This window comes from uncultured Desulfobulbus sp. (assembly GCF_963662935.2).
Taxonomy (GTDB): domain Bacteria; phylum Desulfobacterota; class Desulfobulbia; order Desulfobulbales; family Desulfobulbaceae; genus Desulfobulbus.
On record NZ_CAXXTL010000002.1, the window covers coordinates 1,153,489 to 1,168,175 of the forward strand.

The window sequence follows — 14,687 nt, forward strand, 5'->3', positions numbered from 1 at the left end:
CCCTTTCCGGATAATCCGATCAGACCGCCTGCACGAATCTGATATATTTCGCAAACACCTCGGGGGCTAGCACCTGCAATTCCGTGCGGGCTGCACCCATTGCCGCATTGTCCTGGTGATGTCGGGCCCGTTCTGCCCATCGAAGCGTCGCATAGATTCGCGTTGCCTCGGTCTCGTTGGCGATCTCCTGCTCCACCAGGGGTAACACCTTGTGCAAATAGCCATACACCGGCGCCATAACCGCCCCGTGATTGGTGATGATCGCCGCAAGCCGGTGGTTGCATAACGGATAGGCTGCCATCCGCTGGGGATCGAGCAGCAGGGCGGTCGCGTAGACGCCGTTGGCTATTTCCCGCCGCCCCTGTAGCCACAGGGCATCGGCAAGATACCCGTAAAGAAGACCTTCTTCAGGGACTGATTCGATCAGGCTCCGCAACTGGCTCTCGGCAGCGACATAATCGCCCAACTGCAGCAAAAGATACCCATTGCACAGACCAGGCGGGATATATTCGACCCCGGCCCTTTCCATCAAGGCATGGAGCCGCCTGAGTAAATTGGTACGCAGCTCGCTGTCAGCAGTGCTGTTGCCGAAGGGAAAGGTCCCCAGCCGTTTCCAGAAAAAAACGACCGCATCTTCTCCCTGCCTTTCGGCGAGCTCCCGCACAACCTGCTCCCAGTACTCGACCGACCGCAGACCGGCTCCGGCGGCCTGATGATCGGGCAAGGCATCAAGGACGCGGGCAAAGTGCTCCCTTGCCTGAGCAAAATCAAGCCGGGCCAGGCAGTTGTATCCGTTGCCGGCCTCTAACAAATCCCATTGGAACAGGTTCAGTTGCATGACAGTAGGGTAAGGCGCTGTGCTCCCAAAAACTTCACAGGGAGTATCGGGGATCGCAGCACCTGAATGGAGGAAGCAACCGTTATCGACAAAAACCAGGTCGGATCAATCACTCATCGAGCAGCCGGACCGCGCCCTTGTCAGCGGAAGCGGCAAACCGGGCATAAACCCTCAGGGCCGTTGAAACAACACGATCCCGTCTTGGGGTAAAGGCCAGAGCACCCCGAGCCTCTTCGCTACGGCGACGAGCAACCATCTCTTCTTCACTGACCAGCAGAGAGATGGTTCGCTCCGGAATATTGATATCGATGGCATCGCCCTCCCGAACCAGTCCAATGGCACCGCCGCCGGCCGCTTCCGGGGAGACATGCCCGATGGACAGGCCGGAGGTGCCGCCGGAAAAACGGCCGTCGGTCACCAGGGCACAGGCTGCCCCCAGATGGCGGGACTTCAAATACGAGGTGGGGTAGAGCATCTCCTGCATACCCGGCCCGCCCTTGGGGCCCTCGTAGAGGATGAAGACCACGTCGCCGGCCTGCACCACATCGCCGAGAATGGCCTCGCAAGCCTCTTCCTGGGAATGGTAGACCTTGGCCTTACCGGTGAAATGCAGGATGGAGGCGTCAACCCCGGCGGTTTTGACAATGCAGCCTTTCTCGGCAATGTTGCCGTACAAGACCGCCAGTCCGCCGTCACGGGAGTAGGCGTGTTCGATATCGCGGATGCAGCCCGCAGTCCGGTCGGTATCGAGTTCAGGGTAGAGTGTCTGCTGCGAGCCCATCACCAGGTTGCGCACCCCAGCAGGAGCACTACGGTACAGGTCCCGCACCTCCTTGCTCACATCCGGACGCATAATATCGTACTGCATCAGCACCTGACCGAGCGTCAAGCCATCCACCCGATGCACTCCGGTGTCGAGCAAACCACCGCGCGCCAGTTCGGCGAGGATGCCAAGTATACCGCCGGCCCGGTTGACATCCTCCACATGGTAGGAGGAACTGGGCGCTACTTTGCAGAGATTGGGTGCCTTGCGCGACAGGGCATCAATATCCTCCATGGTGAAATCCACCCCGGCCTCATGGGCAATGGCGAGGATGTGAAGGACGGTGTTGGTGGAGCCGCCCATGGCGATATCCAAGGCCATGGCGTTGCAAAAGGCCGGCTTAGTGGCTATCGACCGGGGCAGAACCGTGGCGTCGCCTCGGCCGTACCAAGCCTCACAGAGGGCGACAATCCGTTCCGCCGCTCGATCAAAAAGCGCCATGCGCGCCGCATGGGTGGCGACCACGGTACCGTTACCCGGAAGCGCGAGCCCCAGGGCCTCATTGAGGCAATTCATCGAGTTGGCGGTGAACATGCCGGAGCAGGAGCCGCAGGTCGGGCAAGCGGAACGCTCAACCACGGCGACCTCCTCGTCGCTAACCGAACTGTCCCCGGCCATGATCATGGCGTCGACCAGATCCAAGGCCTTGTCGCCAACCCGGCCGGCTTCCATCGGACCACCGGAGACGAAGATCGCCGGGATGTTGAGCCGCATCGCCGCCATCAGCATGCCCGGCGTGATCTTGTCGCAGTTGGAGATGCAGACCATGGCGTCCGCCTTGTGGGCGTTGCACATGTATTCGACCGAATCGGCAATCAGCTCGCGGGAAGGCAGCGAGTAGAGCATGCCATCATGCCCCATGGCGATGCCGTCGTCGATGGCGATGGTGTTGAATTCGGCGGCAAAACAGCCTAAACTCTCTATCTTATGTTTGACCCGCTGGCCTATCTCGTGGAGATGGACATGGCCGGGAACGAACTGGGTGAACGAGTTGACCACGGCGATCACCGGCTTGCCGATCTGCTCCTCGCGCATGCCATTGGCCCGCCATAAGGCACGGGCACCCGCCATTCTCCTGCCTTCCGTTGTCGCCGCGCTCCGCAGTGGATTCGCCATTCTCTTCACCTCAACGCAATTGAATTATTTTTTTTCTTGTCTTTTTTCGCCAGGAAGCGATAGAACCTAACAAGATGATTTTGTCAATTCTATACTGGGATTCGTTATGAAACAACAGGAGATTAACTACTGGATCACCGCCATGCTCAACAAGCACGAGCGGGTTTCCGATCTCAATCTCACCGTGGGCAAAACCCTGCAGGTGGAGAGCGACGGCGTCCTGGTCCCGGTCGAGGTCACTCCACCGGTGACCGAACTGACCCCCTTCCAGACCGAGGTCTTTGCCCTCAACCTGATAGGCAGCAACCGCCGCCTATTGCGCGACCTGGTCACCAAGGGTTCCTGCGACCTCTCCTATTCCTTAGACGACAAGGTCCGCTTCAGGGTGAACATCTTCTCGCAAAAAGGCTACTACTCGACGGTCCTGCGGAAACTGGAAACCAAGATTCCCTCGATCAAGGGATTTCATTTCCCCGAGGCCTTCAGCAAGATGGCCAAGGAGGTCAACGGCCTGATTCTCTTCACCGGCGCCACCGGCACGGGCAAAACCACCTCCATGGCCGCGATCCTCAACCGGATCAACGAGGAACGCCAGGTGCACATCGTCACCCTGGAAGACCCGATCGAGTACGTGCATCCCCATAAAAAAGCCACCTTTAACCAGCGGGAGATGGGCGACGATTTCGACACTTTTTCCAGCGGCCTCCGTGCGGCCCTGCGTCAGGCGCCCAAGGTCATCCTCGTCGGCGAGATCCGCGACCGGGAGACCCTGGAAATCGCCCTGACTGCGGCGGAAACCGGCCATGTGGTCTTTTCCACCCTGCACACCATCGATACCGGCCAGACCGTCAACCGCATCCTCGGCATGTTTGAAACCGACGAGCAACCCCAGGTTCGTAACCGGTTGGCCGACACCATCCGCTGGATCGTCAGCCAGCGCCTTTTGCCCCGTATCGGGAGTGGCCGCATCGCCGCTCTGGAAATCCTCTGCACCAGCCTGCGGGTTCGGGACCTGATCATTAATGGTGAGACCGAAGAAAAGACCTTTTACAACGTGGTCCGGGATGGTTCAACCCACGACATGCGCACCTTTGACCAGCACCTGCTGGAACTCTTTGAAACAGGGCTGATCACTGAAGAATCGGCCATTCTCTACGCCTCCCACCGCAGTGAAATCAAGCGGGGTCTGGATACGATCAAAGCCTCACGGGGCGAACGGACCTCCTCTATTGACGACCTGCGCATGGAAGAGGAGGAAAATGACCCGTACAAACGCTGGTAAGCTCACTGGCCCTGCGATCATGCGCTCCCGATCAGCAATCGCCCTTGCCTCCCCTGGCCTGAATCGCCGCTACCGCACTTTGCCAAATCCACCACACCCGACTCCACCGTTTGAGGAAACCCCATGCTGACCCACTGCCCCTCCTGCCAGCAACCTCTCCCCTTCACCGACGACCAAATTGCACGGTTGGAACAGGCGCTCATCCAACTCGCGCCCGGCAAACTGCTGGCCATGAAGTGCCCCCTGTGCCGCAATTCGATTTCGCTCGACAAATCGGGACGTCCGCCGCAAAAACCCGCCTGCCACGTGCAGCCACCTCCGCCGCCGAACTTGGACTGGCTACAGACCGGTGTCTTTCAGGGGGAGGAAAAAGTGGAAGACGTGCCCATGGCGCTGGTTCTCCACCAAGCGGGTGAAGAGCGGAGACGAATCGGCGATTCACTGGAGGCCGTAGGTTATCAGGTCTTCATGGCCGACACGGTTCCCGAGGCTCTCGAACGCATGCGTTTTGTCAATTTTTCCTGCATCGTCCTCCAGGCAAAACTCGAGGGAAACCTTGAACAATCCTCCTTCCACGCTCACATGCGCGCGCTCCCGATGGATCGAAGACGCTATATCTTCTACCTTCTCATCGGAGAAAATTTTCATACGCTCTATAATCTTGAAGCTTTAGCATACAGTGCCAACCTCACCGTCAATACCGGCGACCTCCGCCACCTCGACATTGTGCTGCGCAAATCTATCCCGACCTACGAGGAATTGTTCGGCCCCATGCTCGAAGAGCTGGGTGCCTACGGCAAACGCTGAGGAGAGCAGGAGCCCTGCAACCCGGTTGGCCCCTGCAAATCAAGGCAACCGGAGACATAGCCACTCACCTTCCCTCCGGCCGAAACCGTTCCCTCCGGCCCGAATTGAAAAATGTTCCTGCAGGGCAAGAAATGCCTTTTTTCAGCAGGAAACAGTTGTTTTTCAAAAAAAACTCTGGTAAACAACCTGTTCTTACTAATCGGCACGAAAAAGATTTCTTTTTCGTGCCATCAACCACTTACCAAAGACCTCTACCGGTCACAACAGGAACACTCACTCCATGACAAATAACGGAACTCAACCCGCTTTTGCGGCAGATGACACCAGCTTTGAGGAAATGAGCTTTGCGGAATTATTTGAACAAGAAGACAACAACACCGTCATCACTGTCGGTGAGGTCGCCCTCGGGACTGTCGTCGGGCTGAGCAGTGACGCCGCCCTCATCGATGTCGGCGACAAAGCGGAAAGCTACATCCCGCTCTCCGAATTCCGCCAAGAGGACCCGGATCGAATCGTCAAGATAGGCGACCAATTCGAAGTCTTCATCGAAAAAAGAAAAGATGAAGGCGGCCTGCTCCTTTCACGCGAAAAAGCTATTGCCATCAAAGTCTGGGAACAGATTGCCACAATTCAAGAAGAAGACGGGACTATTGAGGGCCGTATTGATAATCGGGTCAAGGGCGGTATGTCTGTCGACATCGGCGTCCCCGCCTTCCTGCCCTATTCGCAGATCGACCTGCGGCCGGTCAAGGATCTGGATGGACTCATTGGTCAAACCTTCGACTTCAAGATCCTCAAGTTCAACCGCAAGCGCAACAACGTCGTCATTTCCCGGCGGGCCATCCTGGAAGATCAACGGACGGCCCTGCGCGAGCAGATGCGCACCTCTCTCGAGGAAGGTCAGACCATTCGCGGCGCGATCACCAATATCACCGACTACGGTCTATTTATCGACCTGGGCGGCATGGACGGTCTCTGCCACATCACCGACCTGTCCTGGGGCCGGGTATCGCATCCTTCCAAGCTGTACACCGTCGGCGAGGAGATTGAAGTCAAAATCCTCAAATACGACAAGAACTCCGACCGGGTTTCCCTGGGCGTCAAGCAGCTCAAAACCGACCCATGGGAACGGGTACCTGAACAGTATGCCCCGGGCTCCAGAGTCATGGGCAAAGTTGTTTCAATTACCGATTACGGTGTCTTCGTCGAATTGGAAGAGGGCGTCGAGGGCCTGGTCCACATCTCCGAGATGAGCTGGTCGAAAAAACCGCGCCACCCCTCCAAGATCGTCGGGGTCGGCGAGGAAATCGAAGTGCAGGTGCTCAAGGTCGAGGCAGAGACCAAGCGTATCTCCCTGGGCATGAAGCAGATGCAACCCAACCCCTGGGATGTGGTTGAAGAGAGCTATCCCGTTGGCTCGGTCATTGAAGGCAAGATCAAAAACATCACCGATTTCGGTATCTTTATCGGTATCGAAGAAGGGATTGACGGTCTTATTCATGTTTCCGATCTCTCCTGGACCGAGCGAATCAAACATCCTTCCGAGAAATATGCCAAGGGTGAGACTATCCAAGCGGTCGTTCTGAAGATCGACAAGGAAAACGAACGGTTCTCCCTCGGCGTCAAACAATTGGAGCCCGATCCTTGGCAGGCCGCTTCCAGCAACTACCCGATCGGCTCAACCGTTGAAGGCACCATCACCAACGTGACCGATTTCGGTGTCTTTGTACAATTGGAAGAGGGCATTGAAGGTCTGGTGCATGTCTCTGAAATCTCCAAGGACAAGGTGAAAACACCGGTCGGCATGTTCAATGTGAACGAAACCTTGAAGGCCATGGTCATCAACGTTTCCGCAGATGACCGCAAGATTGGACTTTCCGTCAAGGCCATGCAGGAGAAGGAAGACAATAACGGCGCTGTTCCCGAGGAATACCTGCAGAAAGCACAGAGTACGGCGCCCTCCACGTTCGGAGACCTGCTGAAGGCTGCTGCTGGCGAAGACTCAAATAAATAAGCACCCCCTGCTTTTTGTTTGCGAGGAACTCTAACGGGTGTTTCACCTAGCCACACCATGGGCGCGGACAAGGTGAAACACCCCTTTCTCTTCTACCCCGCACTCAGACGGCAAACTGTCTGATAACAACGCGGTCGGTTAAAAAGGATACAGATCATGCTCAAGCGTGAATTGATCAATCAGGTCTCCGAGCAACTTGGCGACTACTACAAACAAGACATAGCACAAGCTGTTGAAATCATACTCGAAGAGATCTCGCTGGCCTTGGCTGAAGAGCGAAGAGTCGAAATACGGGGATTCGGCAGTTTTTCGGTGCGCACCCGCAAACCGCGAACGACGAAGAATCCAAAAACCGGCAAGATGATGAATATCCCTGCGCGTAAAACGCTGCATTTCACCATGAGCAAGTCGTTGAAGGAAGTCTTGATCGACGAAGTGGAATAACCGCTCTTTTTCCGCAAGCACGAGACCGGACCCGTTTAAGGGTTCGGTCTTTTTTATTTATCGCCAAAAAAGAGAGGAGAGACGGTAGGAAGACGAAAAGCCTTTTTTACAGAAAGGAACTGATGTCCCCTTTGCCCACGCGCAGGATCTCAGGTTGTTCAGTCAAGAGAGAAATGACGGTGGAGGGTGCGGGGACGATTTCGCCACTGTCGATGATCAGGTCGACCTGTTTGCCGAAGAGCTGGTCAACATCGTGGCAGGTGCACACAGGTGCCTCATCTTCCTCAAGCATGGCGCTGGTATTGAGCACCGGATTTCCCAAGGCCGCGATGATAGCCAGACAGACCGGATGATCCGGAACCCGGATGCCCACAGTTTTCTGTTTGGTCAGCATAATTTTGGGGACGACCTTGGTCCCGGAGAGGACGAAAGTATAAGGGCCGGGAAGATTTTTTCGCATCAACCGGTAGGCATTGTTGCCGACATGGCCGTAATGACTGATGTTGGTTAAGGAAGCGCACATGAAACTAAAAGGCTTGTCCTTAGGACGCCTTTTAATCTGATACACCCGTTTGACGGCCTTTTGATTGAAAATGTCGCAACCGATACCGTACATGGTATCCGTCGGATAGCAAATGACACCGCCACGCTGGAGAATCTCGATTGCCTGGGCTATCAGCCGCGGCTGTGGATTGGAAGGATTTATTTCAACAATTTTTGCCATAGAAAAAACAGTCACTGAAAACAATAGGTTGGACGGCAGGAGTTGCCCGTTTTGCGGCAACCAGTTCATTGGTGGTGCGAACACTCCTTCAAAAATTTTATCAATAAAGCAGGAATATCCAGTAAAAGCCAGCGGTTTTTGCACCTGCCTCTTGAGCCCAAACCAGCGCCGGTTGACACCATTTTCCGGGTCGATTATTCCTTTTTTCGCAAGAACGTGCTAATAAGCCATGGATACAGTCATGCACCATGCACCGATTGACTGTACCGTAACCCACCGGCAAGATGAGCCCTTCAACCTCTTTTACAAGGTTGCTGCCTTCTCCGGCCACCCCTTCTTTTAAAAAAACAAACATACGCCGAGCAACCGGGACGGCTGAAACAACAACCCGCCCGTTTTCACTCCACTAGAAAAGGAGACCTTATGTTGCACCACGATATCCCCATGGCCCTTACCTTTGACGACGTCCTGCTGGTGCCGGGCGCCTCCGAAGTCCTCCCTTCGGAAGTCTCCTTAAAAACCCGCCTCACCAACACCATCGAGCTGCAGGCACCTTTGCTCAGTGCGGCCATGGACACGGTCACCGAACACCAGACCGCCATCGCCATGGCGCGGGAAGGCGGCATTGGCATCATCCACAAAAATATGAGCATCGAGCACCAGGCCAAGGAGGTCGAACGGGTCAAGAAGTCGGAATCCGGCATGATTGCCGACCCGATCACCGTCTCTCCCTATCAGAGCGTGGCCGAGGTGCAACAGATCATGCGCACGTACCGCATCTCCGGGCTGCCGGTGATTGAAGACGACAAGCTGGTGGGCATCGTCACCAACCGCGACCTCCGCTTTGTCTCCGACGACGGCCTGCGGGTCAACGATGTCATGACCAGCAAAAACCTGGTGACCGCCCAGGTAGGCATCGACCTGCCGCATTGCAAGGCCCTGCTCCATGAGCACCGCATTGAAAAACTGTTGATCGTCGATGAAAAGGGCCGTCTTAAGGGCCTGATCACCATCAAAGATATCGAGAAGATCAAGCAATATCCCAATGCGGCCAAGGACAGCTTGGGCCGACTGCTGGCCGGCGCAGCCCTCGGGGTCAGCGCGGAGTTGCTGGAGCGGACCGAGGCCTTGGTCAAGGCCCAGGTCGATGTGGTAGTGCTCGATTCCGCCCATGGTCATTCCGCCGGCATCCTGCGTTCACTTCAGGAGATCAAGGCCCATTTTCCTGATTTGCAGGTCATTGCCGGCAACATCGCCACCGGCGAGGCCGCTGAAGCCCTGATCAAGGCGGGCGTCAACGGCATCAAAGTTGGCGTTGGACCAGGATCAATCTGCACCACCCGCATCGTCGCCGGCGTGGGCGTTCCCCAGCTCACCGCCCTGAAAAACTGCGTCGAGGCCGCCTCGAAAAAAGGCATCCCGGTCATCGCCGACGGCGGCATCAAGTTTTCCGGGGACATCTGCAAGGCCATCGGCATCGGCGCCCACTCGGTGATGATCGGCTCGCTCTTTGCCGGTACCGACGAGACCCCCGGCGACACCTTCCTTTATCAGGGCCGGAAGTATAAAGGGTATCGGGGCATGGGCTCGATCGGCGCTATGAAGGAGGGCTCCAGCGACCGTTATTTTCAGGACAGCCAGAGCAGTAAACTGGTGCCCGAGGGCATTGAAGGGAAGGTACCCTACCGCGGCCCGATCTCGGAGATGATCTACCAGTTGCTCGGCGGCCTGCGTTCCGGCATGGGCTACACCGGCGCTGCCACCATCGAGGAACTGCACCAGAAGGCCCGCTTTGTCCAGATATCCACTGCTGGCCTGCGCGAGTCGCACGTCCATGATGTCATTATCACCAAAGAGGCTCCGAACTACCGGACCGAAGGGTTATAAGGCCCATTCACTCCTTTCCTCCTTGCACAGACAGGTTGCCCATGTCCACCCATACCCAGAAAATCATCATCCTCGATTTTGGCTCGCAAACCACTCAGTTGATTGCCCGCCGCATCCGCGAGCAGAAGGTCTACAGCGAAATTCACCCTTATACCCTGGACCTCGAACGGCTCAAGGCCATGCAGCCCACCGGTATCGTCCTCTCCGGCGGCCCGGCCAGCGTCTACGACGACGATGCCCCGATCAGCGACCCCGGCATCTACGAGCTCGGGGTGCCGGTGCTCGGCATCTGCTACGGTGCCCAACTGATGATGGTCCAGCAGGGCGGCCGGGTGGAAAAGGCCGAAAAACGAGAATTCGGCAAGGCCCAGCTCAACATCGAATATACCGGCGGCCTATTCGCGGGCATGGAAGTCTCACCCGCCCATTACCAGGTCTGGATGAGTCACGGCGACCGGGTCGAACAACTGGCGCCCGGTTTTGTTGTCACCGCCACCAGCGCCCATTCCCCCTTTGCCGCTTTGCGGCACGGTGAGAAACCCTTTGTCGCCGTCCAGTTCCACCCGGAGGTCGCCCATACCCTGATCGGTACCGACGTGCTCCGCAACTTCATTTTCGGCCTCTGCAATTGCCAGCCGGACTGGACCATGCATTCGTTCATCGACGCCACGGTCGCCGATATCCGCGCCAAGGTCGGGACCGATCAGGTCATCTGCGCCCTGTCCGGAGGGGTTGATTCCTCGGTGGTTGCGGCCATGGTCCATCGGGCCATCGGCGATCAGTTGACCTGCATCTACGTCAACAATGGCCTTATGCGGACCGGCGAGTCGGAGAGCGTGCTCCGCTTTTTCCGGGAGAAAACCCACCTCAAGGTCATCGATATCGATGCGGAAGCCTTCTTTCTTCAATCTCTGGATGGCATTGCCGATCCCGAGGAAAAACGCAAACGCATCGGCTACGGCTTCATTGAGATTTTTGAGGCCGAGGCCAAGAAACTGGGCACGGTGCGCTATCTGGCCCAGGGAACCCTGTACCCCGACGTGATCGAATCCGTGGTCTTTCGCGGTAAGGCGCCGATCAAATCGCACCACAATGTTGGTGGACTGCCCGAACGAATGCAGTTGGATCTGATCGAACCTCTGCGCGAGCTGTTTAAGGACGAGGTGCGCGAACTGGGCCTGGAGCTCGGCCTGCCCGAGGAGGCAATCTACCGCCAGCCCTTTCCCGGCCCCGGCCTGGGCATTCGCATCATGGGTGTGGTCACTGCCGAACGGCTGCGCATTCTCCGTCAGGCGGACGTGATCGTGCTGGAAGAGATGAAGGATGCCGGCTGGTACCGCAAGGTCTGGCAGTCCTTTGCCGTGCTCCTGCCGATCCAGACCGTGGGCGTCATGGGGGATGGCCGCACCTACGAGCATGTCATTGCCCTGCGGGCGGTGGACAGCAAGGACGCCATGACCGCCGACTGGTCGCGCCTGCCCTACGAGATCCTGGGGCGCATCTCCAACCGGATCATCAATGAGGTCCGCGGGGTCAACCGGGTGGTCTACGACATCTCCTCCAAACCGCCGTCGACCATCGAATGGGAGTAAGGCGATCATCACACAATCCTGAACCAATTAAGCGCTAACGTTTGTTATGCTCAAATCAGCAATCTATGTAGATGCGGAAAACATCAAAATGAGCGGCGGCTACGGCATGCGCTACGATGTGCTTGTCGACCTGGCCAACAACAACAACTCGGTGATGCTGAGGGCCAATTGCTATCTCGCTGAGGATCACGAGCGCACCCAGCGGGATGCGGAATACCGGCAAAAGGTCTATTCCTACCACAACATCCTGCGGCAATGCGGCTTTAAGATCATCAAGAAGTATGTCCGCCGCTTCAAGGATGAGGACGGCAACATCACCACCAAGGCCAACGCCGACATGGACCTGGCGATTGACGCCCTCCTTCAGGCCCGCAACCTTGACCGCATCATCCTGCTGACCGGCGACGGTGATTTTCTCCGCCTGATCGTCGCCCTGCAGAACATGGGCTGCCGAGTGGAAGTTATCGGTTTTCACAACGTCAGCAAGGAGCTGCGCGAGGTTGCCGACTCCTACATTTCCGGATTCCTCGTGCCCGGACTGTTGCCCATCGCCGGCAGCAACGGCGACAATGGCGACCAGTGGCAACGAGGTACGGTCGCCAACTTCAACCAGGACCGGGGTTTCGGCTTCTTCCGCTACTTCCGGTTGCACAACAGTGAACTCCAATCGGAAACCGTGTTTTTCCACCTCTCGAAATCAACCCTGCCCTCCGATCATTTTTTTCAGGAGCGGCACCGCATCTTCGAGTTCCGGGTGGTGGAAAATCCGGCCAACAACAACCGCTCGGAGGCTTGCGACATCCGACTCCTCAAGGAAGGGTAACCCGTGCTATGAAAGATGGCCTCTTGCTTGCCGGCGATATCGGCGCCACCAAGACGACCCTGGCACTGTATGAAGCTGCTGCCTGGCCGAGTGCACCGCTCCGACAGCAGACCTTGCAGAATGCCGGATTTGCCGATTTTGACAGTCTGCTTCGGGAATTTTTAGGAGCGGAGAAGCCGGCACCGGCAACTGTTTGCCTTGGTGTGGCCGGCCCGGTGATGGCGAATGCGGTCAAAATGACCAATCTCAACTGGTCGATCAATGCCGCTGGGCTGCAAGCCCATTTCGGTTTCGACCAGGCCCACCTGATCAATGATCTGGTGGCCACCGCCATGGGCGCCCTGCACCTGCCGCCGAAAGACCTGCAATGCCTCAATCCGGGGAAAAAGCAGGATGGGGCAGCGATGGCCGTCCTGGCGCCGGGCAGCGGTCTAGGCGAGGCCTTTGTTCTTCCGCACAACGAAACCTATTTTCCTTACCCCTCCGAAGGAGGCCATGCTAGTTTTTCCCCCAGAAACGCGGAACAAATTGCCCTACTCACCTTCATGCTCAAGCGGCATGCGCACGTCTCGGTGGAACAGGTCTGTTCTGGTCTCGTCATTCCCGATCTCCTCGCCTTCATGGCCACCAGGCAGTCCATGCCGGATTGGCTCCGAGCCGAACTTGAGCAGGTCACCGACCGGACGCCGATCATTGTGCAGGCGGCACTGGCGTCCGTGCGGGGCGAAAAGCCCTGCGACATCGCCGTCTCCACCCTCAGCCTCTTTATCGACATTCTTGCCGACGAGGCGGCCAACCTCGCCCTGAAAACCCTGGCACTGGGCGGCGTCTTTCTTGGCGGGGGGCTTGCGCCACGACTGTTGCCGCTCATCGACCCGCACCGGTTCATGACCGTCTTTGCCCGGGGCACTTACCAGGACATGCTCGCCCGCATCCCGATCCACATCATTCGCAACCCGCAGACCGCCCTGCTCGGGGCCGCAGCCTACGGCGCCGAGGCAATGGCCCGCAGCAGGGCTGCCCAAGGGCCACGGGAAAAGGCAATGATGCCCCAGCGGTAAGCCAAGCCCGGCCGCCTTCCAGCCCATTCCTCTCGGCCCAAGGGCTGTTCCAAAGTCGCGAACCCACCGCATATGACCCTTTTTGCGCTTTCCCAACTGCTGGCCGGCATTGCCATTGGTTTCGACCTACTCTCCTTCCAGTTCAAAGAGCGGCGGCAGATCATCGCCTGTCTGATCGTCTCCTGCCTGCTCATTGCCACCCATTTTGCTCTTCTCGGCCTCTGGACCGCCATGGGCCTCGGCCTGCTGGCGGCGATACGCTTTGTGGCCAGCTACCTCACCACTTCAAAGAAAGTGATGGCCTTCTTTATCGCCGCATCCATCCTCGTTACCGCTTTGACCTTTCACGGACTGTTGAGCGTCCTCAGTTGCTCGGGTTCTATTTTCGGCACTATCGGATCTTTCTGCAAGGAAGACAAACAGTTGCGACAGGTTTTACTGATAGCCACCAGCCTCTGGCTGATCCACAACTGGCTGGCAGGCACCCCCACGGCGGTCCTCATGGAGGCCCTGTTTATCGGCAGCAATCTCCTGGGATACTACCGCTATTATTACCGGAGGGCAGGAAAGACGGGACTGGAGCAATCGGACTCGGACCAACAGGGAAAATAAGCGAGGGCAACATTCATACGCCGGTCTGCACCGACGGCAAGGCCAGGAGGCGATGATAAATCTCCCGGCCGATCCAGGCATCAGTGGCGGCATACTGAATCTGCTGGGCGGTGAGATCGGGATTGGCCCAGTTGGTTGTGCGTGCCGACTTGGAGATGCGGATGCCACAGACCACGGCAGCCAGTCCCCTGAGACCGTGATTGCGGATACCGCGACTCCGGGCCATCCGAGCCAGTCCGACAAATCCGCCCGGCACGAAAAAATGCAGCTCCTGTAAACTGCGCAGATCGAAATCCAAGGCGACCCCGGCCTTGATAATGTTCGGATCACGAAGCACAGCCAGCAGGGGTTCGGGGAGGCCGGTCTGCTGCAACTGAAAGAGCACGACTTCCTCTTCGGTTGCCAATTGCAACAGACTTGGAGAAAATTTCTGCCCTTTCCTGAACGCGGGCCGGGTTTCGGTATCAAACCCCAGCACCGTGGCGCGCGTCAGACACGCCGCCGCCCTTTCCGCCTCTTTGCTGGTCCGCACCAGACGAACCGGCCCCTCCCATCGGCCAATGGGGAACAGGTTAATCTCCTCCTTGCTGATCCGGGTTCGCACGTTTTCTTTGACACTCTCGACCACGGGGACTTCCATAAACTCACTTTCCATAAACTGTTA

14 protein-coding genes are annotated in these 14,687 nt (G+C 57.4%); 9 read left to right on the forward strand and 5 right to left on the reverse strand.

Annotated features, from left to right (window positions below):
- Positions 1-19: 19 nt before the first annotated feature.
- Together ACHZCX_RS09405 and ilvD are read right to left on the reverse strand one after the other, a co-directional pair.
- Positions 20-838, reverse strand: coding sequence for a hypothetical protein (locus ACHZCX_RS09405; protein ID WP_319586976.1), 819 nt, complete (start codon positions 836-838; stop codon positions 20-22).
- Between the two features lie 109 nt (positions 839-947).
- Positions 948-2,777 (reverse strand): dihydroxy-acid dehydratase, encoded by a 1,830-nt coding sequence (gene ilvD / locus ACHZCX_RS09410; protein ID WP_319586977.1) that lies wholly within the window; start codon positions 2,775-2,777, stop codon positions 948-950.
- A 106-nt stretch (positions 2,778-2,883) separates the two neighbouring features.
- On the opposite strand from ilvD, the gene ACHZCX_RS09415 reads away from it, so the two are divergent.
- From ACHZCX_RS09415 to ACHZCX_RS09430, 4 genes are all read left to right on the forward strand, one after another.
- Positions 2,884-4,059, forward strand: coding sequence for a PilT/PilU family type 4a pilus ATPase (locus ACHZCX_RS09415; protein ID WP_319586978.1), 1,176 nt, complete (start codon positions 2,884-2,886; stop codon positions 4,057-4,059).
- A 123-nt stretch (positions 4,060-4,182) separates the two neighbouring features.
- Positions 4,183-4,866, forward strand: coding sequence for a hypothetical protein (locus ACHZCX_RS09420; RefSeq protein WP_319586979.1), 684 nt, complete (start codon positions 4,183-4,185; stop codon positions 4,864-4,866).
- A 280-nt stretch (positions 4,867-5,146) separates the two neighbouring features.
- The gene (locus tag ACHZCX_RS09425; protein WP_319586980.1) at positions 5,147-6,880 is read left to right on the forward strand and encodes a 30S ribosomal protein S1; all 1,734 of its coding nucleotides are present in this window, start codon (positions 5,147-5,149) and stop codon (positions 6,878-6,880) included.
- 156 nt (positions 6,881-7,036) lie between these two features.
- Complete coding sequence (locus tag ACHZCX_RS09430) at positions 7,037-7,324, forward strand: HU family DNA-binding protein (protein WP_319586981.1); 288 nt, start codon at positions 7,037-7,039, stop codon at positions 7,322-7,324.
- Positions 7,325-7,430: 106 nt separating this feature from the next.
- Here the strand turns inward: ACHZCX_RS09430 and ACHZCX_RS09435 are convergent, their stop codons facing one another.
- Both ACHZCX_RS09435 and ACHZCX_RS09440 read right to left on the reverse strand, forming a co-directional pair.
- A complete protein-coding gene (locus ACHZCX_RS09435) occupies positions 7,431-8,048 on the reverse strand; it encodes an L-threonylcarbamoyladenylate synthase (protein WP_394708821.1) in 618 nt (205 codons plus the stop codon).
- A gap of 100 nt (positions 8,049-8,148) precedes the next feature.
- Positions 8,149-8,403: a hypothetical protein gene (locus ACHZCX_RS09440; RefSeq protein WP_319586983.1), complete on the reverse strand. Its 255-nt coding sequence runs from the start codon at positions 8,401-8,403 to the stop codon at positions 8,149-8,151.
- A 68-nt stretch (positions 8,404-8,471) separates the two neighbouring features.
- On the opposite strand from ACHZCX_RS09440, the gene guaB reads away from it, so the two are divergent.
- The 5 genes from guaB to ACHZCX_RS09465 all read left to right on the forward strand — a co-directional run bounded on the left by guaB (position 8,472) and on the right by ACHZCX_RS09465 (position 14,023).
- A complete protein-coding gene (gene guaB / locus ACHZCX_RS09445) occupies positions 8,472-9,935 on the forward strand; it encodes an IMP dehydrogenase (protein ID WP_319586984.1) in 1,464 nt (487 codons plus the stop codon).
- A gap of 41 nt (positions 9,936-9,976) precedes the next feature.
- A complete protein-coding gene (gene guaA, locus ACHZCX_RS09450) occupies positions 9,977-11,527 on the forward strand; it encodes a glutamine-hydrolyzing GMP synthase (protein ID WP_319586985.1) in 1,551 nt (516 codons plus the stop codon).
- 46 nt (positions 11,528-11,573) lie between these two features.
- Positions 11,574-12,350: an NYN domain-containing protein gene (locus ACHZCX_RS09455; RefSeq protein ID WP_319586986.1), complete on the forward strand. Its 777-nt coding sequence runs from the start codon at positions 11,574-11,576 to the stop codon at positions 12,348-12,350.
- Positions 12,351-12,358: 8 nt separating this feature from the next.
- Positions 12,359-13,411 (forward strand): glucokinase, encoded by a 1,053-nt coding sequence (locus tag ACHZCX_RS09460; protein ID WP_319586987.1) that lies wholly within the window; start codon positions 12,359-12,361, stop codon positions 13,409-13,411.
- A 72-nt stretch (positions 13,412-13,483) separates the two neighbouring features.
- A complete protein-coding gene (locus tag ACHZCX_RS09465; protein ID WP_319586988.1) occupies positions 13,484-14,023 on the forward strand; it encodes a YgjV family protein in 540 nt (179 codons plus the stop codon).
- A gap of 13 nt (positions 14,024-14,036) precedes the next feature.
- Here the strand turns inward: ACHZCX_RS09465 and ACHZCX_RS09470 are convergent, their stop codons facing one another.
- Complete coding sequence (locus tag ACHZCX_RS09470) at positions 14,037-14,678, reverse strand: 3'-5' exonuclease (protein WP_319586989.1); 642 nt, start codon at positions 14,676-14,678, stop codon at positions 14,037-14,039.
- Between the last annotated feature and the right edge of the window lie 9 nt (positions 14,679-14,687).